This is a genomic window from Aeromonas sp. 62-46, from assembly GCF_001898585.1.
In the GTDB taxonomy this organism is placed as follows: domain Bacteria; phylum Pseudomonadota; class Gammaproteobacteria; order Enterobacterales; family Aeromonadaceae; genus Aeromonas; species Aeromonas caviae.
Genome location: NZ_MKUI01000004.1, coordinates 86845 through 106611 on the forward strand (window position 1 = coordinate 86845; position 19767 = coordinate 106611).

At 62.7% G+C, this 19767-nt stretch carries 18 protein-coding genes; 8 read left to right on the plus strand and 10 right to left on the minus strand.

The features are described 5' to 3' along the window. Positions 1 to 99 precede the first annotated feature (99 nt). From BGO64_RS01405 to glpT, 5 genes are all read right to left on the minus strand, one after another. A complete protein-coding gene (locus tag BGO64_RS01405; RefSeq protein ID WP_010674236.1) occupies positions 100 to 1173 on the minus strand; it encodes a 3-deoxy-7-phosphoheptulonate synthase in 1074 nt (357 codons plus the stop codon). Positions 1174 to 1544: 371 nt separating this feature from the next. Continuing rightward, a complete protein-coding gene (gene glpQ / locus BGO64_RS01410; protein ID WP_286700047.1) occupies positions 1545 to 2624 on the minus strand; it encodes a glycerophosphodiester phosphodiesterase in 1080 nt (359 codons plus the stop codon). Positions 2625 to 2726: 102 nt separating this feature from the next. Continuing rightward, the gene (gene glpD / locus BGO64_RS01415) at positions 2727 to 4214 is read right to left on the minus strand and encodes a glycerol-3-phosphate dehydrogenase (protein ID WP_045525385.1); all 1488 of its coding nucleotides are present in this window, start codon (positions 4212 to 4214) and stop codon (positions 2727 to 2729) included. A gap of 448 nt (positions 4215 to 4662) precedes the next feature. Then, entirely contained in the window at positions 4663 to 5421 is a 759-nt protein-coding gene (locus tag BGO64_RS01420; RefSeq protein WP_010674233.1) for a DeoR/GlpR family transcriptional regulator, read from the minus strand. Positions 5422 to 5522: 101 nt separating this feature from the next. Beyond that, positions 5523 to 6878: a glycerol-3-phosphate transporter gene (gene glpT / locus BGO64_RS01425; protein ID WP_286700048.1), complete on the minus strand. Its 1356-nt coding sequence runs from the start codon at positions 6876 to 6878 to the stop codon at positions 5523 to 5525. A gap of 490 nt (positions 6879 to 7368) precedes the next feature. On the opposite strand from glpT, the gene BGO64_RS01430 reads away from it, so the two are divergent. Then, the gene (locus tag BGO64_RS01430; RefSeq protein WP_039038615.1) at positions 7369 to 8217 is read left to right on the plus strand and encodes an MIP/aquaporin family protein; all 849 of its coding nucleotides are present in this window, start codon (positions 7369 to 7371) and stop codon (positions 8215 to 8217) included. Positions 8218 to 8271: 54 nt separating this feature from the next. Beyond that, positions 8272 to 9774, plus strand: a complete 1503-nt coding sequence (gene glpK, locus BGO64_RS01435) for a glycerol kinase GlpK (RefSeq protein ID WP_010674229.1) — start codon at positions 8272 to 8274, stop codon at positions 9772 to 9774. 194 nt (positions 9775 to 9968) lie between these two features. Here glpK and BGO64_RS01440 read toward each other — a convergent pair whose 3' ends face one another. Beyond that, a complete protein-coding gene (locus BGO64_RS01440) occupies positions 9969 to 10871 on the minus strand; it encodes a LysR family transcriptional regulator (protein WP_286700049.1) in 903 nt (300 codons plus the stop codon). A gap of 168 nt (positions 10872 to 11039) precedes the next feature. On the opposite strand from BGO64_RS01440, the gene BGO64_RS01445 reads away from it, so the two are divergent. From BGO64_RS01445 to BGO64_RS01465, 5 genes are all read left to right on the plus strand, one after another. Then, positions 11040 to 11426 (plus strand): DUF6404 family protein, encoded by a 387-nt coding sequence (locus BGO64_RS01445; protein WP_010674227.1) that lies wholly within the window; start codon positions 11040 to 11042, stop codon positions 11424 to 11426. A gap of 26 nt (positions 11427 to 11452) precedes the next feature. Continuing rightward, entirely contained in the window at positions 11453 to 11818 is a 366-nt protein-coding gene (locus BGO64_RS01450) for a VOC family protein (protein ID WP_286700050.1), read from the plus strand. A 153-nt stretch (positions 11819 to 11971) separates the two neighbouring features. Next, complete coding sequence (locus BGO64_RS01455; RefSeq protein WP_139737152.1) at positions 11972 to 12262, plus strand: putative quinol monooxygenase; 291 nt, start codon at positions 11972 to 11974, stop codon at positions 12260 to 12262. Positions 12263 to 12352: 90 nt separating this feature from the next. After that, positions 12353 to 13156 carry a 2,5-didehydrogluconate reductase DkgB gene (gene dkgB, locus BGO64_RS01460; protein WP_286700051.1) on the plus strand — a complete coding sequence of 268 codons (804 nt, stop codon included), beginning with the start codon at positions 12353 to 12355 and terminating at the stop codon, positions 13154 to 13156. 396 nt (positions 13157 to 13552) lie between these two features. Beyond that, positions 13553 to 14722 carry an MFS transporter gene (locus BGO64_RS01465; protein ID WP_286700052.1) on the plus strand — a complete coding sequence of 390 codons (1170 nt, stop codon included), beginning with the start codon at positions 13553 to 13555 and terminating at the stop codon, positions 14720 to 14722. 62 nt (positions 14723 to 14784) lie between these two features. On the opposite strand, the gene BGO64_RS01470 is transcribed toward BGO64_RS01465, so the two are convergent. The 3 genes from BGO64_RS01470 to BGO64_RS01480 are packed head-to-tail and all read right to left on the minus strand — an operon-like array spanning position 14785 to position 17625. After that, the gene (locus tag BGO64_RS01470; protein WP_010674207.1) at positions 14785 to 14898 is read right to left on the minus strand and encodes a CydX/CbdX family cytochrome bd oxidase small subunit; all 114 of its coding nucleotides are present in this window, start codon (positions 14896 to 14898) and stop codon (positions 14785 to 14787) included. Positions 14899 to 14926: 28 nt separating this feature from the next. Further along, on the minus strand, positions 14927 to 16054 hold the full coding sequence (cydB, locus tag BGO64_RS01475; protein WP_286700053.1) for a cytochrome d ubiquinol oxidase subunit II: 1128 nt from the start codon (positions 16052 to 16054) through the stop codon (positions 14927 to 14929). Beyond that, the gene (locus BGO64_RS01480) at positions 16054 to 17625 is read right to left on the minus strand and encodes a cytochrome ubiquinol oxidase subunit I (RefSeq protein ID WP_234924026.1); all 1572 of its coding nucleotides are present in this window, start codon (positions 17623 to 17625) and stop codon (positions 16054 to 16056) included. The genes cydB and BGO64_RS01480 overlap by 1 nt, the downstream gene beginning before the upstream one ends. Positions 17626 to 17745: 120 nt before the next feature. Here BGO64_RS01480 and BGO64_RS01485 point away from each other — a divergent pair, with 120 nt between their 5' ends. Then, positions 17746 to 19194 carry an aminotransferase-like domain-containing protein gene (locus BGO64_RS01485; RefSeq protein WP_053288572.1) on the plus strand — a complete coding sequence of 483 codons (1449 nt, stop codon included), beginning with the start codon at positions 17746 to 17748 and terminating at the stop codon, positions 19192 to 19194. Positions 19195 to 19220: 26 nt separating this feature from the next. Here the strand turns inward: BGO64_RS01485 and BGO64_RS01490 are convergent, their stop codons facing one another. Next, complete coding sequence (locus BGO64_RS01490; RefSeq protein WP_039038605.1) at positions 19221 to 19679, minus strand: GNAT family N-acetyltransferase; 459 nt, start codon at positions 19677 to 19679, stop codon at positions 19221 to 19223. Between the last annotated feature and the right edge of the window lie 88 nt (positions 19680 to 19767).

Here is a 19767-nt window from a genome sequence, read left to right on the forward strand (position 1 = left end):
CGCCCGCAGCGACGCCCTGTCATTCAAGAGGCAACAAGGTATCACTGCGTGGGCAGTGATACCTCGATGGTTCAATCAGTTACAACAAGATACCACGGCTTATGCCGATGTTCTGGCCAAAAGTGGTGCCGCCAGCTGGCTGTGGCAGCGGGCCAGCAGCGCATCCGTGGTCTCCCAGTCGATGCAGGCATCGGTGATGGAGACGCCGTAGCGCATCTCGCACTTGGGCTGCTCGCTGGACTGGTTGCCTTCGAACAGGTTGGATTCGAGCATCACCCCGATGATGGAGCGGTTGCCCTCCTGGATCTGGTGGATCACGTTGTCGGCCACCTTGGGCTGCAGCCGGTGATCCTTGCTGGAGTTGCCATGGCTGCAATCCACCACCAGACCGGGCAGCAGACCCGCCTTCTCCAGCGCCTCTTCCGCCAGCGACACATTGACGGAATCGTAATTCGGGTGCTTGCCGCCGCGCAGGATCACGTGGCCGTCCGGGTTGCCCTGGGTCTGCAGCAGCGCGACCTGACCCTGCTGGTTGATCCCCATGAAGGCGTGGGGGCTGGAAGCGGCCTGCAGCGCATTGATGGCGGTGCCGAGGTTGCCGTCGGTGCCGTTCTTGAAGCCGACCGGCATGGAGAGGCCGGAGGCCATCTCCCTGTGGGTCTGGGATTCGGTGGTGCGGGCACCGATGGCCGACCAGGAGAAGAGCTCCGCCAGGTACTGCGGGCTGATGGGGTCGAGCGCCTCGGTCGCCAGCGGCAACTCCAGCTCGGCCAGCCAGCAGAGCAGCTCGCGGGCGCGGTGCAGACCCAGTTCCACGTCAAAGGTGCCGTCCAGGTTCGGATCGTTGATAAAGCCCTTCCAGCCGACCGTGGTGCGCGGCTTCTCAAAGTAGACCCGCATGACAATGTAGAGAGAGTCCTGATAGGCGTCATGAAGCGCTTTGAGTCTGGTTGCGTACTCTTTGGCAGCGTCCATGTCGTGGATGGAGCAGGGACCACAGATCACCAGCAAGCGGTGATCGCGACGGTGGATGATGTCGGCGATGGTATTGCGGGCCCCTTGCACGAATGCCAGCGCGCGATCGGAGATGGGCAGTTTCTCCTTGAGCTGGGCAGGCGTGATCATCACTTGTTCGGACTGGATATGGATGTTGTTCAGGGGATCTCTTTGCATCTTCTCATTCTCTCTACTGTTTCAAGCCAAGGGCGCCGATCGTTCATTTTTGTTTACACAAGTCAGCACTTTGTTACGCAACCGCCCCCACCTTACCAAGGAAAAACAAACAATCAAGTGAAACTAGCGTCTTTGCACGCTGACAGATGGATAAATGACCAAGAATGCAGAGTGAAACAACTCAAAAGTAGCGACACGCGAGGCCAAATCAGCCCCAAATCGTAAACATTTTATTACACCCATCCATTTCAATATCATCTCTCTGCCCCCTCTCATGACCCCTTATCCGGCCCCTCATCCCGGCGATAATGCCGGGCACAAAAAAGCGGGGCACCTGGCCCCGCTTGCATTCCCGTGTTGCTCTTCTTTTATTATTTGCCGTGGGCCTTGATAGCCTCGACCGCCTTGTCGGGGAAGTCGCTAAATACCCCATCCACATCGGCCTGATAGAGGAAGATGTTGAGCAGGTCGGTGAAGTCTTTCGCATAGGCCGGGATCTGCTCCTCATCCTGACGGAAGGTATAAGGATGCACCTTGAGACCGGCCGCGTGGGCCTCTTTCACCATGCCGGTGAAGACCGGCTTGCCGGGAGTGCCCGGCTCGGTCACCACCATGGGTTTCCAGGGACCGATTCCCTCGGCATAGGTGGCGATGGTCTTCATGGCCCCCGGCTTGAACATCCAGTCATAGCTGTAGGGGGTCGCCTTGCCCTTGGCATCGTAGACCATGGTCTCGTTCCAGTCGGTCTCGGCCATCAACTGCACCAACTTCAAGTCCATACCCAAGGCGGGCATCAGTTCGCCGTTGATGCGCTTGAGCTCGTTGGCATCGAAACACTGCAGATAGACCTTGTCGTTCTTGCTGGTGTAGCCGTACTCCTTCAGTACCTTGAGCACCGCCCTGGAGATGTCCTTGCCTTCGTGGCGGAACAGCCAGGGAGCTTTTATCTCCGGGTAGATGCCGATGTGCTTGCCGGTGCTCTTGTTGAGCCCCTGGATCATCTCGATCTCTTCCTGGAAGGTGTGGATCCTGAAGCTCGACTTCCACAGCGGGAAGCGCGCCGGATAGACCGGCACCTGCTTGCCGTCCACCAGTTGGAACGGCTCGGTCATGCGCAGGGAGCGCACCTCGTCCAGGGTGAAATCCACCACATAGTAGCGACCGTCCGGGCGGGCCCGGCCGGGAAAGCGCTCGGCCACGTCCGTGATGCCATCGAGGAAGTGATCGTGCATCACCACCAGCTGGTCATCCTTGGTCATCACCAAGTCCTGCTCCAGATAGTCGGCGCCCATGCCATAGGCCAGGGCCTTGGATTCCAGGGTGTGTTCCGGCAGGTAACCGGAGGCACCACGGTGGGCGATCACGATTTTGCCTTCGTCGGCCGCCAGTGCGGGCAGCGCCAGGGCAGCCCCGAGGCCAAGGGCTATCAGGGTACGGTGAGGTTGCTTCATCAAGAGATCTCGTTGTTATGGTGTGTAGGATGCAGGCAATTGTTATAGCAGGGGTTTATTGCAGTTTGACGGCGGACGGCAAAGGCCGCCCGCCGTGGGTCATCAGCTGGCCTTGGGCAGGGCGTGGTGGTGTTCGAGCAGCCAGGCACCGAGCTGCTGCTGTTCGGATTCCGACAGGCGCAGCCCCAGCTTGCTGCGGCGCCACAGGATGTCCTCCAGGGAGTGGGCCCATTCGCGCGCGATGAGATAGCGCACTTCGGATTCATACAGTCCGGCGCCAAAGTGCTGGCCGCGCTCCTCCTTCAGCCAGAGGCGGGCATGAGCGCCATAGGATTCGGCGATGCGCAGGGCGCTGCGATCGTCGAGCCAGTCGAATTCCAGCGCAAAGGCTCGCGCCAGTTCACGCACCGAGCAGTCGAACTCGCCACCGGGCAGCCGGCTGTTGGCGGTCCAGTCCTCTCCCATCTGGCTGAACCAGGGCTTGAGCTTGTTGCAGGCGGCCTGGGCCAGCTTGCGGTAGGTGGTGAGCTTGCCGCCAAACACCGACAACAGCGGCGCGCCGTCGGATTCACCACTGAGCTCGAGCGTGTAGTCTCGGGTCACCGCCTGGGGTGAATCGGACTCGTCGTCACACAGGGGGCGCACCCCGGCATAGGTCCACACCACGTCTGCCGGGCTTATCTGCCTGGTGAAGTGGGCATTGACCACCTTGCACAGGTAGTTGATCTCGGCATCGCTGATCTTGGCCTCCCGCGGGCTGCCCTTGTGCTCCACGTCCGTGGTGCCGATGAGGGAATAGTCCTGCTGGTAGGGGATGACGAAGACGATGCGGTTGTCCTCGTTTTGCAGGATGTAGGCCTCTTCGCGCTCATGGATGCGCGGCACTATCATGTGGCTCCCCTTGATGAGGCGAATGCCGCGGGGGGATTTCTCGCTCAGGCTCTCGTCATAGAAGGTCTTGACCCAGGGGCCCGCCGCATTGACCAGACCACGGCAGCTGACGGTGAACTGCTCGCCCCCTTCCCGCTCCAGCGTCAGGGTCCAGTGCTTGGATCCGCGCACCGCCTTGACGCAGCGGGTACGGGTCTGCACATCGGCGCCCTTGTCCCGCGCCAGCATGGCATTGAGCACCACCAGCCGGGCGTCGTCGACCCAGGCGTCCGAGTATTCAAAGCCCTTGTTGATGCCGCTCTTGAGACCGTCCTGCGGCAGGAAGCGCAGGCCGCAGCTCCCCTTGAGCTTGTCCCGCTTGGCCAGGTTGTCATAAAGGAAGAGACCGGCGCGGATCATCCAGGCCGGACGCAGGTGCGGGCGATGAGGCAGACGAAAACGCATGGGACGGGCGATGTGGGGAGCCATGCCGAGCAGGACCTCCCGCTCCGCCAGCGCCTCTTTCACCAGCCGGAATTCGTAATGTTCGAGATAGCGCAGGCCGCCGTGGATCAGCTTGCTGGAGTTGGACGAGGTGGCAGAGGCGAGATCGCTCGCCTCGAACAGCGCCACCTTCAGCCCCCGCCCCGCCGCATCTGCCGCGATGCCGACCCCGTTGATGCCGCCGCCGACGACGACCAGATCATAATGTTCGCTCATGTTCACCTACTTTCTTATTTTGTGTTTGCCATGACAGCAATGTTTGATTTCGCTCATATTAGAACATGAAAAACCAATAAACGAACATTTCGTGAGAGAAATGTGATCGCGATTGTTTTCACAATGCTAAAAATGCTGCCAGTCGGTGACGGCCTGGCAAGGCTAAGGTCTGCCGGAAACAGCCACTTCGGGCTGGGAGGAGAACAAAGAGTCACGGATGGGGAGGCCATGAGGCAAAGTGATGAGCGCGATAGCGTGAATCCCTCGCAGGCGCCTAGCGTCGGTGCAAACCGGGTGTCCGAGTGCGGGGCAACATCAGGGGGTCAAAGAAGGAGTGTCAGCGCCAGGAACTGGCCGCTTAGGCGCCGCAAGGGAGACGCAGCAGGCCGGGAGGGGGCAGGAAAAAAAGCGGCCGCCCCGAGGCGGCCTGATGCCTGTGCGGGGAAGCTCAGCAGATATGGCAGGCGATCTGATGCTGGGACATCAGTCGCATCAGCTTCTCCGGCGGCTCCTGATCCGTGAACAGGGCGTGGATCTGGTTGAGGTTGCCGAGGTTGACCATGGCGTTGCGGCCAAACTTGGTGTGGTCGGCGGCCAGGAAGACCTGGCGGGAGTGGGCGATGATGGCCTGGGCGATCTTCACCTCGTGATAGTCGAAATCGAGCAGGGAGCCGTCGCTATCGATGCCCGAGATGCCGATGACGCCGTAGTCCATGCGAAACTGGCCGATGAAGTCGCGGGTCGCCTCCCCGACAATGCCGCCATCCCGGTTGCGAATTTCGCCGCCGGCGATGATGACGGTGAAGTCATCCTTGGCGGTCAGGATGCTGGCGACGTTCAGGTTGTTGGTGACCACGCGCAGCTCCCGGTGGTCGAGCAGGGCCCGGGCGATGGCCTCGGTGGTGGTGCCGATGTCGATAAAGAGCGACGAACCGTCGGGGATGTTGGCGGCCACTTCCCGGGCGATGCGCTCCTTCTCCTTGAGCTGCATCACCTTGCGGGCACTGTAGGCGGTGTTGACGGTGCTCGAATGCAGTGAGGCCCCGCCGTGATGGCGCCGGATCTTGTTCTGTTCGGCGAGATCGTTGAGATCCCGGCGAATGGTCTGGGGGCTGACGTCAAAATGGGTCACCAGATCGTCGGTCGAGACGAAACCCTGCCGGGTCAGGACGTCCAGGATCTCCAGATGTCGTTGGGTTTGCTTCACGCTTGCACTCCGCAGATGAGACGAAAAAAGGCCCCGGCAGGTGCGGGGCCTTTGGCAGTGTACCTGATCCCTTTTCCAATCGATAAGGGCAGGATCACGTTTTATGCCTTATGGGCAGCCGCCTTGGCGGCAATCGACTCGTTCTCGTGCTTGAAGGTCATGGCCAGCAGGATGATGGAGAGCACGCAGGAGACGGTGAGCACCATGAAGCCGCCGTCCCAGCCGAAGTGGTCAACGGTATAGCCCAGCATGGCGTTGGCCGCGACCGCGCCACCCAGATAACCGAACAGGCCGGTGAAGCCCGCCGCGGTACCGGCCGCCTTCTTGGGCGCCAGCTCCAGGGCGTAGAGGCCGATCAGCATGACGGGGCCATAGATGAGGAAGCCGATGGCGACCAGGGCCATCATGTCGATGGTCGGGTTGCCCGCCGGGTTGAACCAGTAGACCAGCACGGAGAGGGTCACCAGCACCATGAACAGGATGCCTGCCGGGGCGCGGCGGCCCTTGAACATCTTGTCGGAGATCCAGCCGCACAGCAGGGTGCCCGGGATCCCCGCCCACTCATAGAGGAAGTAGGCCCAGGAGGAGTGATCCACGCTGAAGTCCTTGGCCTCTTTCAGATAGGTGGGCGCCCAGTCCAGCACGCCGTAACGGATGAGGTAGACGAAGGCGTTGGCGATGGCGATGTACCAGAGCAGCTTGTTGTGCAGCACGTACTTCATGAAGATCTCCTTGGCGGAGAACTCCTGCTCGTGGCTTTCGTTGTAATCCTTCGGGTAGTCGTTCTTGTACTCCTCGATGGGGGGAAGACCGACCGATTGCGGGGTATCGCGCATCACGAAGAAGGCGATCACCGCGATGGCCGCCGCCGCCGCCGCAGGCACATAGAAGGCGCTGCGCCAGTCGTTGAACCAGCCCATGCCGAGGATGAACAGGGGGCCTATCATGCCGCCGCCCACGTTGTGGGCCACGTTCCAGACCGAGACGATCTCACCCCGCTCCTTCTGTGACCACCAGTGCACCATGGTGCGACCGCAGGGGGGCCAGCCCATGCCCTGTGCCCAGCCGTTCAGGAACAAGAGCACGAACATGATGCCAATGCTGGAGGTGGCCCAGTGCATGGTCCCCATCATGAACATGATGCCTGCCGAGAGCAGCAGACCGGCGGAGAGGAAGTAGCGCGCGTTGGATCTGTCCGACACGTTCCCCATCAGGAATTTGGAGAGACCGTAGGCGATGGAGACGCCGGAGAGAGCCAGACCCAGATCCCCGCGGGAGAAGCCCTGCTCGATGAGGTAGGGCATCGCCAGACTGAAGTTTTTCCGTACCAGGTAGTAACCCGCATACCCGAAGAAGATCCCGAAGAACACCTGCCAACGCATGCGTTTGTAGAAGGGATCCACCTTGTCGGCCGGCAGCCGGTCGATATGGGGTGCAGGCCTGAAGAGACTAAGCATGTTCTGCTTCCTTTTATTGTTGTTCTGGGCGGTTGAGGACGCCCCGCTCATGCCGGCGATCAGACGCGTCTTGATTCGCAAGCGAGCCTATTGTGCTCATTTGTGAACATTTAATCTGTGATGAGCGCTAAATTATTGCAGTTTTATTACAAAAATTGTGACGCTGTGAGTGAACGCGCATCCAGGGTCAGCCCACGCATGGCGTGGCTTTTAGCTACTCACTAAGGAGTAATATGGCCGACAACTGTTGCTTTTCGTCACATTTTCTTAGCAATGAATGGGATCTTGCCCACATTTCCGGTGGCGGGGGTATGGTGAATTGACGCAGAAGGTTTATTTTCTCTCTCGTCCAAGAACGAGCGCAAACGAGCATAACGTTTGCGCAAGCTCAAAAAACAAGAAGAAACGTTTTCGGGCGCAATGAATGGGAATGAAAGATAACAAAACGGAACATCAAACCTACTGTGGGTGGATATAAGGAATAACAACTATGAGCATACAAAGACCCAATACCCTGCTTGGCGAGTGCCTCGCCGAGTTTATCGGCACCGGCCTGCTGATCTTCTTCGGCGTCGGCTGTGTGGCCGCCCTGGTGCTGGCTGGCGCCAACTTCGGGCAATGGGAAATCTCCATTACCTGGGGCCTGGGTGTCGCCATCGCCATCTATGTCACCGGTGGCATCTCCGGTGCCCACCTCAACCCTGCCGTGACCCTGGCGCTGATGACCTTCTGCGGCTTTGACAAGCGCAAGGTGGTGCCCTTCATCATCGCCCAGATAGCCGGGGCATTCGCCTCCGCCGCCCTGGTCTACGCCCTCTACAGCAACCTGTTCACCCAGTGGGAGCTGACCCACAACGTGGTGCGCGGCAGCGTCGAGAGCCTCGGCACCGCAGGCATCTTCTCCACCTACCCCAATGCCCTGCTCTCCAACATGCAGGCTTTCGCGGTCGAGATGGTGATCACCGCCGTCCTGATGCTGGGCATCATGGCACTGGGTGACAACAACAACGGCGCCCCCAAAGGCTTCGCCGCCGCCCTGCTCATCGGCATCCTGATCGCGGTGATCGGCGCCTCACTCGGCCCCTTGACCGGCTTTGCCATGAACCCGGCCCGTGATTTCGGCCCCAAACTGTTCGCCTTCGTGGCTGGCTGGGGTGACGTGGCCCTGACCGGTGGTCGTGACAACCCCTACTTCTGGGTCCCCATCCTTGGCCCCATCGTCGGCGCCCAGATCGGTACCGCCCTGTATGTGAAAGTGCTGGCTCCCTGCGTCCCGGGCAACCGCGTCGCCACCGAAGAAGCCGCCAAGCTGTCTAACAAAGAAGAGGCCGCCGCCTGAGAGCGGCCCTCCCCAACGTGTAACAACGTGGAAAATAAAAACGTGGAGAACATCATGTCTGCTGAAAAGAAATTTGTCGTTGCGCTGGACCAGGGCACCACCTCCTCCCGTGCCATTGTCTTCGATCAGGACGCCAACATCGTCGCGACCTCCCAGCGCGAATTCACCCAGCACTACCCGAAAGCGGGCTGGGTCGAGCACGACCCCATGGAGATCTGGGCGACCCAGTCCTCCGTCTTCACCGAAGTGCTGGCCAAGAGCGGCCTGCACAGCGAGCAGATCGCCGCCATCGGCATCACCAACCAGCGTGAAACCACCGTCGTCTGGGAAAAGGCCACTGGCAAGCCCATCTACAACGCCATCGTCTGGCAGTGCCGCCGCACCGCGGCCATCTGCGAAGAGCTCAAGGCCCGGGGCCTTGAAGAGTACGTTCGCGAAAACACCGGCCTGGTGCTGGACGCCTACTTCTCCGGCACCAAGGTGAAGTGGATCCTGGACAACGTGGAAGGGGCCCGGGAGAAGGCGATGAACGGCGAGCTGCTGTTTGGCACCATCGACACCTGGCTGGTGTGGAAGATGACCAACGGCGAGGTGCACGTCACCGACCCGACCAACGCCTCGCGCACCATGCTCTACAACATCCGCGACCTGAAGTGGGATGAGCGCATGCTGGACGAGCTGGGCATCCCCGCCTCCATGCTGCCGCAAGTCAAACCCTCCTCCGAGGTCTATGGCTACACAACCCGTGGCGGCGGCGCCCGCATCCCCATCGCCGGTATCGCCGGTGACCAGCAGTCCGCCCTGTTCGGCCAGCTCTGCTTCGAAAAAGGGATGGCCAAGAACACCTACGGTACCGGCTGCTTCATGCTGATGAACACCGGCACCGAGCCGGTTCGCTCCAGCAACGGCCTGCTGACCACGGTCGCCATCGGCCCGAAAGGGGAAGTGAATTATGCCCTCGAGGGTGCGGTATTTATGGGTGGCGCCACCATCCAGTGGCTGCGCGATGAGCTCAAGATCATCCACGATGCCCGCGATACCGACTACTTCGCGAGCAAGGTGGGCGACACCAACGGCGTCTACCTGGTACCGGCCTTCGTGGGCCTGGGCGCCCCCTACTGGGATCCGTATGCTCGCGGCACCATGGTCGGCCTGACCCGTGGCGCCAACCGCAACCACATCATCCGTGCGGCGCTCGAATCCATCGCCTACCAGAGCCGCGACGTGCTGGATGCCATGCAGCAGGACTCCGGCATCAAGCTGGCAGCTCTCAAGGTAGACGGCGGCGCCGTGGCCAACGACTTCCTGATGCAGTTCCAGGCTGACATGATGCACACCCCTGTGGTGCGTCCGACCCGCATCGAGACCACCGCCATGGGCGCAGCCTTCCTGGCCGGCCTCGCCGTGGGCTTCTGGAAGAGCTCCGAAGAGCTGGAAGACAAGTTCAGCGTGGACCGCGAGTTCATTCCGCAGATGGACCGCGACGATCGCGCCAAGCGCTACAGCGGCTGGAAGAAGGCGGTGGAACGCTCACGCCGCTGGGCCGAAGAGGAGTGATGGGGTAACCGACGCGTCCTTGAGATGAAAAAAGCAAAGAGGCCGACAGCAATGTCGGCCTCTTTATATTGGCGAGCGCGACTGTTCTGACCGCCCCCGATCCCAGCCCTCCCCTTGCCAAGGGGTGGAAGAAAATGCCCCCTCCCCCTCCCCCTCATGGAGGGGGAGGGGGGTTGGAACTGTCGGCATACCCTCTACAACGCTTCAGCGCCGAGCTGCTCTTTCAGGAAATCGAGCCAGACCCGCAGCCGGATGTCCCGTTGGGCATCGGAGTAGAAGACCGCATGGATGGGGCGCGAGGCACCGCTGTTGCTGCGGGCCAGCACCTCCACCAGGACGCCGCTCGCCCTGTCATCCCCCGTCATGAAGTCCGACAGGCAGACGATCCCCTGCCCCGCCAGCGCCAGCTGACGCAAGGTTTCCCCGCTGCTGGCCCGCAGGGTCGGGGTGATGGCGAACCTGTCCCCCTGCTCCTCGCTCAATAGGGGCCAATGATTGAGGTGATCGGGGTGCAAAAAACCGAGCAGCTCGTGGCCCGCCAGCAAGTCAGCCGGCTGGCGCGGGGTACCGCGTGCCTTCAGATAGTCGGGGGAGGCCAGCAGCCGCAGCCTGGAGCGGCCCAGCGGCAGGGCCCGCAGGGAGGAGTCCGTCAGCTCGCCGATGCGAATGGCCATGTCCACCCGCCGCTCCATCAGGTTGATGAAGCCCTCGGAGCTGTGCAGTTGCAGCTCGATGGCGGGGTAGCGGCGGCGAAACTCACCGATGATGGGCACCAATCTATGCAGGATGAAGGGGGTGGCGGCGTCCACCCGCAATATGCCCTCCGGCTGCTCCCGGCGCATCAGCAGCAACCCTTCCGCCTCGCTCATCTCGGTCAGGATCTTCACCGCCCGCTGATAGAACCAGCTCCCCTCCTCGGTCAGGCTGACCCGGCGGGTGGTGCGGTTGAGGAGCACGGTGGCGAGCTTCTCTTCGAGACGCTTGATGCCGCGGCTCACCACGGAATTATCCATGCCGAGATTCTCCGCCGCCTGGCGAAAGCTGCCCGCCTCCACCACCGCCACAAACAGGGTCAATTCATCGGAATGGGTCTTCATTGTTGTCATCCTGGCAAGAGTAATGGGTCTTTATAGGTGCAATGGCCGGGAGTTGGCAAGACAGGCGTCGCTTCGTATCGTGACGCACCACCTGTTTTATCTGCGCCATTGCCAGTACAATGCCGCCAACCGGCACCGTATGGCGCCACACTATGACAGGGACGATCCATGACATTCGACAACAGGCTGGCCGCCGCCCATCGGGAGCTGGCCGAGAAGGGCGTGCAAACGCTCAACTACAACCCGCCGATCATCTGGCTGCTGCGAAAGGCGGGGTTCACCATCAGGCCGCCCCACTACGAACGCTTTCTGATCAACGTTCTTGCCCTGGGACTCCCCATCGGCGCTATCTGGGGGGTGTTGATGTGGTGCCTCGGCTGGCAGGATGAGGTGAGCCCGGGGTTTGCCCTGCGCCAGAGCCTGCTGTTTGGCATCGGGCTCGGTCTGCTGATGGGGACCTGGTTCTGGTTTAGGCGCAAGCAGCTCAAGCTGACCCCCTGGGACGCCTTGCCCCACTCCACAAGCCCCACGCAAAAGCGCTGGCAACCGAAATAACCACCGATATCGACAAGGAAACCCTTATGACCAGGGCCCATGAAAAACTGAACTATGTGGAATTTGCGGCCAGGGATATTGCCGCCACCAAAGCCTTCTTTCAGGCCGCTTTCGGCTGGCAGTTTGCCGACTACGGCCCCGATTATTGCGCCTTCGAGGGAGAAGGGCTGGATGGCGGCTTCTACCGCGCAGATATGTGCAGCCAGAGTGCTCAGGGCGGGGCGCTCCTGGTGTTCTACAGCGCCGATATCGAGGCGACCCAGAGCAAGGTAGTCGGCGCAGGGGGCACCATAGTGCGCCCCCTGTTCGATTTTCCCGGTGGCCGCCGCTTTCACTTTGTCGAGCCCAGCGGCAATGAATTTGCGGTCTGGTCCGAACCGGCCAGCGCCTGATAATACTCCGCCCTCCCCTGGCCCACCTGCACCACGACCAGCCATGGGGAGGCCACATTGCTGCACTCACCTCAATAGTGTTTTGCGACTGCTGCCCTGTATCCCCCAGTCTGGGGCGGGCATACTGACTCCCGTCTTAACGAGGAGGTTCAGATGCCATCCCCCCTGATCGTGATTGCCCAGCTTGACGCCAAACCCGAATTCGCCGCCCAGTTTCGCGCTGCCCTCGAGCCGCTGATCGCCGCTACCCTGCAAGAGCCGGGGTGCCTTCGCTACCAGTTGCACCAGAGCCTGGAGAGCCCCCATAGCTGGATGCTGTACGAGGAGTGGGAGAGTGAAGCAGCCCTCAGCGCCCACCAGCAGCAGCCCCATTTTCTCGCCTTCGTGGCCGACACCCAGGAGTGGTTTGCCAGCAGCCTGGTGCGCCGCTATCACAGGGTCTGAGGCTGCCGGCGCCCTCCCCGCCGGATCTGCACCGCAGGCCCGGCAAACAGACAAAGCATTGAGCGTAGAAACAATAACTTGAGGAATTTGATGATGAAGATGCCCAACCTGGGTCTTGGAACCTTCCGCCTGAAAGATCAGCCCCTTCGCGACTCCCTGCTCCAGGGGCTGGAACTTGGCTACCGCCATATCGACACCGCCCAGATCTATGACAACGAGGCCGAAGTCGGCCAGTTGATGAGCGAGAGTGGCGTGCCCCGCCAGGATATCTACCTGACCACCAAGGTGTGGACCAGCGAGTTCAGTCCGGGCAAGGTGATCCCGAGCCTGGAAGTGAGCCTGGAAAAACTCGGCACCGACTATCTGGATCTGGCGCTCATTCACTGGCCCTCCCCCCAGGATGAGGTGCCGATGGCGGTCTATCTGGAGCAGCTCGCCGAGGCCAAATCCCGGGGCCTGACCCGGGAGATCGGGGTCTCCAACTTCACCGTGGCCCAGCTTAAACAGGCCATCGATATTCTGGGGCCGGGCGTCATCGCCCACCAGCAGGTGGAGATCCACCCCCTGCTGCAAAACCGCAAGGTGGTCGAATTCTGCCAGGCCCACGGCATCGCCATCACCGCCTACATGCCGCTCGCCTATGGCAAGGTGCTCGCCGAGCCGCTCTTGATGGAGATCGGCCAGCGCCACGGCGTCTCGGCAGCCCAGGTGTCGCTGGCCTGGCTGCTGGCCCAGGGCATGACGGTGATCCCGAGCTCTACCAAACGGGAGAATCTGGCCGCCAACCTGGCTGCGCTGAAGGTGCAACTCAGTCGCGATGAGATGGCCGCCATCGCCACCCTGGATCGGGGTGAGCGCTGCGCCAACCCGGACTTTGCGCCGGATTGGGACTGATCCCCCTCATCCCCAGCCCTTCTCCCGCAAGGGGAGAAGGGAGCAAAGAAAACCCGACACCGTCGACGAGAACCTGAGCGGGAGGCACTGTGCCTCCCGCTTTTTTTGTCCCCAATACCGCGCGTCACTGCCACCCGCGCCGCTGGCCCCCTCTCCTGCATCCTTCCGCTGCCCTTCCCTCTTTATTCCCAGTTCGGTCTGTACGCTTTGCCTCTGCATTCAACTCGCGCTGTACGGCCCACTCTTGTCTCTGCAACCTCAGCCACTCCCACTTTCACAGCCCCATTGCTGCTGATTTGGCAAAAGTAATTTGACGTTGCCGTCATTTTTACCAACAAACACCCTCGGCATACTGGCGCCATTCTCCCGTCGGGAGTCCCAATCCAAGGAGTTGTTATGCCACTGGCGTTATTTGCCCTCACCTTAAGTGCCTTTGCCATAGGCACCACCGAATTCGTGATCGTGGGGCTCATCCCCACCATCGCCGAGCAGCTCAATGTCTCGCTCCCCTCGGCGGGCCTGCTGGTCAGCCTCTATGCCCTTGGGGTGGCCATCGGCGCCCCCGTGCTCACGGCGCTCACCGGCAAGCTGCCGCGCAAGTGGCTGCTGGTGGGGCTGATGGCCCTCTTCACCGTCGGCAACCTGCTGGCCTGGCAGGCCCCCGGGTACGAGAGCCTGATTGTGGCCCGCATCCTCACCGGGCTGGCCCACGGGGTCTTCTTCTCGGTAGGCAGCACCATCGCCACGGGTCTCGTGGCCAAAGAGAAGGCGGCCAGCGCCATCGCCATCATGTTCAGCGGCCTCACGGTCGCCCTGGTGACCGGCGTCCCGCTTGGCACCTGGATTGGTCAGGTCTTTGGCTGGCGCGAGACCTTCCTGGTGGTGAGCCTGCTCGGCCTCGTCGCCATGGTGGGCAGCATGCTGCTGGTACCGGGGAAGCTGCCGAAGGGGGCCGCCTCCAGCGTTCGCGAGCAGCTCGCCGTGCTCACCAGGAGGCCCTTGCTGCTGGTCTACGCCAAGACGGCGCTCGGCTATGGCGGTGCCTTCACGGCGTTTACCTTCCTCGCCCCCATCCTGCAACAGGTGAGCGGCTTTAGCGCCGGCGCGGTGAGCCTCATTCTGCTGGTGTACGGGGTATCGGTCGCCGTCGGCAATATCTGGGGCGGCAAGCTCGCCGACCGGATGGGCCCATTGCCCGCTCTCAAGCTGCTGTTCGCCGGGCTCGCCGTGGTGCTGCTGGTGCTCACCTTCACCGCGCCGCACCCGGTGCTGGCGGTACTGACCGTGCTGGTGTGGGGCGCCTTCGCCTTTGGCAACGTGCCGGGTCTGCAGGTACTGGTGGTGAAACAGGCCGAGCGCCACACCCCCAATGCCGTGGATGTGGCCTCCGGCCTCAACATCGCCGCCTTCAACGTCGGCATTGCGCTGGGCTCCGTGGTCGGCGGTTTCGTGGTGGAGCACCTAGGCCTGATGCACACCCCCTGGATTGGCGCCCTCATCGTGCTGCTGGCCTACGGCCTCACCCATGTCAGCGAAGCGGGCGAGCGCCGCGCCGCCCTTGCCTGACCCCGGGCAAGCAAAAGGCCGACATCCTGTGTCGGCCTTTTTTCATGGGCAAGATGCGAGGCTCAGGGCTCCTTGAGATCCTCATCGGCGGCCCAGCGCGCCTCCAGCCAGAGCAGATTGACCAGCCCGCAGAGCAGGGCAAACCCCAGCCCCAGCAACCAGGTGAAATACCACATATCGCGTTGATCCTTGTGTTGAAGCGGATTAGTAGAGGCTGTGGCCGTGCTGGCGCACCTGCTCGGCGCTGACCCTGCCGCGCACCACCCGGTAGACCCAGAGGGTGTAGCCGATGTTGACCGGCATCAGTACCCCGACGATCCCCAGCATGATAAGCAGGGTGCGCTCGCTGGAGGTGCTGTCCCACAGGGTCAGGCTGCTGGCCGGATCCAGGGACGAGGGCAGCACGAAGGGGAAGAGCGCGATGGCCACGGTCAGCATCATGGCGGCGCAGGCACCGCCGCTGGCCACGAGCGCCAGCCCGGACTTGCCGAGGCGGCTTGCCAGCGCGCACACCAGGGGCAGCAGGAGCCCGAGTACAGGCACGGCCCAGAGCACCGGATGGGCGACAAAGTTGCCAAGCCAGCCCGCCGGCACCGCCACCACCTCTTTCATCAGCGGAGTGAGGGCGCCGTTGAGATCGCCGATGGCCGTGATGCGATACCCCGCCATCTCTCCAAGCCAGACGCCGCCAAGGGCAAAGAGGGCGCTCGCCAGGGGGCCGAACCAGAGGGCGAGGCGGGCGCTGCGCGCCGCTATGGCCCCCTGGGTCTTGCACTGCAGGAAGCTGGCACCGTGCAGCAAGAGCAGCGCCAGCGCCGTCCCCATGGCGGTCAACAGCAGCGGCCAGTGGAACGCAAAAGCGCCGTAGTGGATGCGAAGGGCCGCATCGAAGCGAAACGGCAGCCCTTGCAGCACCAGGCCAAGGGTGGCACCAAACACCAGGGTCGGCAGCAGACCGCCCACCACCAGGGCGCGGTCCCACCAGCGGCGCCAGACCGGGTCCGGCAGCTTGCTGCGATAGTCAAAGCCCACCGGTCGCAAAAAGAGACCGAACAGCAGGAACATGAAGGGCACGTAAAGCGCCGAGAAGGCGGCGGCATAGACTAGGGGCCAGGCGGCAAACAGGGTGCCGGCACCGGCGATGAGCCACACCTGGTTGCCCTCCCACACCGGCCCCACGCTGTTGAGCAGCACCCGCCGCTCGTCATCCGTCTTGCCGACCACGGGCAGCAGCATGCCGACCCCGAGATCGAAGCCATCCATCACCACGAAGCCGACCAGCAGGAAGAGCACCAGCCCCCACCAGATCACTTTCAGGGTTTCGTAATCCATCAGGCAGGACTCCCGTTTTGCAACACTTCACCTTGATAACGACCCGTCTGCAGGCTGGCAGGCCCTTTGCGGATCACATGACGCAACAAGAACAACTCCACCACCAGCAGGCTGCTGTAGATGAGGAAGATGGCGATGAGGCTGAACCAGAGCTGCCCCGGTTGCAGCAGGGAGACGGAGGCCGACACCGGCAGCACGTCGCTGATGGTCCAGGGCTGGCGACCGAACTCCGCCACGAACCAGCCCGCCTCGATGGCAATCCAGGGCAGCGGAATAGACCAGAGCAGGGCCCTGAGCAGCCGCGGGGATTGCACCAGCCTGCCCCGGCACAGCTGCAGGAAGGCGGCGGCAAAGAGCGCCAGCAGCGCCACGCCGATGCCCACCATCAGGCGAAAGCTCCAGAACAGCGGCGCCACCTGGGGGATGGAGTCCTCCACCGCCTTGGCGATGGCCCCCTCGTCCGCCTTGCCAATCTCCTTGGCATAGGGGGTGAGCAAGAGGCCGTAGCCCAGATCGCCGCGGTGGCGCTCGAAGGTGGCGCGGGCCGCCTGGTTGCTGCCATCGGCCCGCATCGCTTCGAGCGCCTCGTGGGCCAACATGCCGCTGCGAATGCGCGCCTCGTGCTGCGCTTTCAGATCTTTGAGCCCCGTCACCTGCTCATCCAGGGAGCGGGTGGCGATGATGCCCATCAGATAGGGTATCTTGATGGCCGCGTGGGTGGTCTCGGCACGCTGATCCGGCAGGCCGAACAGGGTGAAAGAAGCCGGGGCGGGCTCCGTCTCCCACTCCGCCTCGATGGCGGCGAGCTTGACCTTCTGCACCTCCCCCGAGCGATAACCCGACTCGTCCCCGAGCACGATGACAGAGAGGATGGCGGCCAGACCAAAGCCCGAGGCGATGGCAAAGGATCGCAGGGCGAAGCGCACCTCCATGCCGCGCAGCAGATACCAGCTGCTCACCCCCATCACGAACAGGGAGGCCGCCACATAGCCTGCCGCCACCGTGTGGACGAACTTGACCTGGGCCACCGGGTTGAAGATGACCGCGGCCACATCCACCAGCTCCATGCGCATGGTCATGGGGTTGAACTCGGCGCCGACCGGGTTTTGCATCCAGCCGTTGGCGATGAGGATCCAGAGGGCGGAGAGGTTGGAGCCGAGCGCCACCAGCATGGTCACCAGCAGGTGCTGACCGCGGGAGAGCTTGTCCCAACCGAAGAAGAAGAGGCCCACCAATGTGGACTCGAGGAAGAAGGCCATCAGCCCCTCCACCGCCAGCGGCGTGCCGAAGATATCGCCGACATAGTGGGAGTAATAGGCCCAGTTGGTCCCGAACTGGAACTCCAGGGTGATCCCGGTGGTCACCCCCATCACGAAGTTGATGCCAAACAGCTTGCCCCAGAAGCGGGTGATGTCCTTGTAGATCACCTTGCCGGTCATCACGTAGGCCGACTCGGCGATCACCAGGATCCAGGACAGCCCCAGGGTGAGGGGCACAAACAGAAAGTGGAACATCGCCGTCGCCCCGAACTGTATTCGGGAGAGGCTGACCACATCATCCAGGCTTATCATGCATGACTCTCTATGTTGCATTTAACGGACAGGTTTTCGCCCGCCAAGTACACCATGGTCCATGACACCTATAACAGATGCAGTTATAGTGAAAAACACCTATAACAGTTTGGGCCCACCATGTCCCGCTACGGCCAGTTGGCAGACCAGCTGCAACAGCAGATCACGAGCGGCCTCTGGCAGCCGGGGGAGCGCATCCCCTCCATCCGCCAGAGCTGCAAGACCCACGGCCTCAGCCCCATGACGGTGCTCCAGGCCTATCAGCTGCTCGAAAGCCGCGGCCTCATCCTGGCGCGGCCCCAGTCCGGCTACTATGTCAAGGCCGCGAGCACGGCCCGGCGGGAGAGCCAGCCCCAGCAGGCCCGCTACAGCGGCTCGGTGGACATCAACGATCTGGTGTTCGAGGTGCTGCAGGCGAGCAAGTCACGGGAGCTGGTGCCCCTTGGCATGGCGGTGGCGGACCCGACCCTCTTCCCCCACCCCCAGCTCGGTCGGGCCCTCGGCAGTTGCATGCGCCGCCTCGATCCCTTCAGCACGGTGGCAGATCTGCCCCCCGGCAACGAGGCACTGCGCCGCGCCATCGCCCGGCGCTACGCCGGCGAGGGGATGGCGGTGGATCCCCAGCAGATCATCATCACCACGGGGGCCATGGAGGCGCTCTCCCTCAGTCTTCAGGTGCTGACCGAGCCCGGGGACTGGGTGGTGGTGGAGTCCCCCACCTTCTACGGCGCCCTGCAGGCCATCGAGCGGCTCAAGCTCAAGGTAGTGGAAATCCCGGTGATCCCCGGGGTGGGGATCGATCTCGCCCTGCTGGAGGAGGCCCTCGCCCAGCGCCCCGTCAAGGCGTGCTGGCTGATGGGCAATGTGCAGCACCCCCTCGGCCACACCATGCCGGATGAGCACAAGCAGGCGCTGATGGGGCTGCTCAACCGCCATCAGGTCCCCCTGGTGGAGGATGACGTCTATGCGGAGCTCTATGTCGGGCGCGAGCGGCCAAGGCCCATCACCCATTGGGATGCGCGGGGAGAGAGCCTGCTGTGCGGCTCCTGGACCAAGTGTCTGGCGCCGGGCTTTCGGGTCGGCTGGGTGGTGGCGAAGCGCCACGCCGAGCGCATCCAGCGGCTGCAACTGATGTCGACGCTCTCGACCAATGTGCCCAGTCAGCTGGCGCTGGCCGACATGCTGCGCCAGGGCGGGGTGGACGCCCACTTTCGCCGCCTGCGCCACACCCTGGCCCAGCGCCAGCAGCAGATGCGGGCAGCCCTGATGCGCCTCTTCCCCGAGGCGCGCATCTCCTCCCCGGACGGGGGCTACTTTCTCTGGCTCGAATTTGACGCCCGCCTCGATGGCCGGGCGCTCTATGCCAGCGCCATCGAGCAGGGGGTCTCCATCGCCCCCGGGGCCCTCTTCTCCAGCCAGGGCCAGCACAACCACTGCCTGCGCCTCAACAGCTCCCATCCCTGGAGCCCGCAACTGGACGCGGCGCTCAACCGGCTTGCGGGCCTCATCGCCCGGCAACGGGAAACCTGGCAGAGCCCCCCTGACGCCTCACACGACAAGGGCCCGTAACGGGCCCTTTTGCAAGCGAATGCGCCTTACCTGGCCATGGTCTGTGACTGGGCCTTGAAACCCAGTCGCTCGTAGAGGGCCCTGGCCCGCTCGTTGAAAGCCATCACCTCCAGGCGCAACTGGCTTGCGCCCCGCGCCTTGCCCCACTGGTCCCCGTGGGCGATCAGCGCCCGGCCGATGCCCCGGGAGCGCTGCCCCTCATCCACCACCACGGTCGTGATGCGGCAGACGGGCAGCTTGCTGAGAAAGGGGACGCTCTCGTTGAGGTCGATGCGGGCGGTGAGAAAGCCCGCCACCTCCCCCGCCACCACCGCCACGCAGAAAAGACGCGCCTCGTCGGCAATGGCGCCGAGCAAGAAGGCCCTGTCCTCCGGGGACGGGGGGCAGAACACCTCGGGCACCTGCTCGAAGTGGAGCTGACCTATCTGCCGGTTCAGGGCCAGAATGGCGTCGATATCCTGTTCAGTTGCCTTGCGAATGTCCACCTGATGCTCCTTGCAGTGAGGGTCGCCAGCGAGGAAAGAGGCTCGGCGGTCACCCTTTGGAACCCGCATCTTATCGGCTCGTCACGGC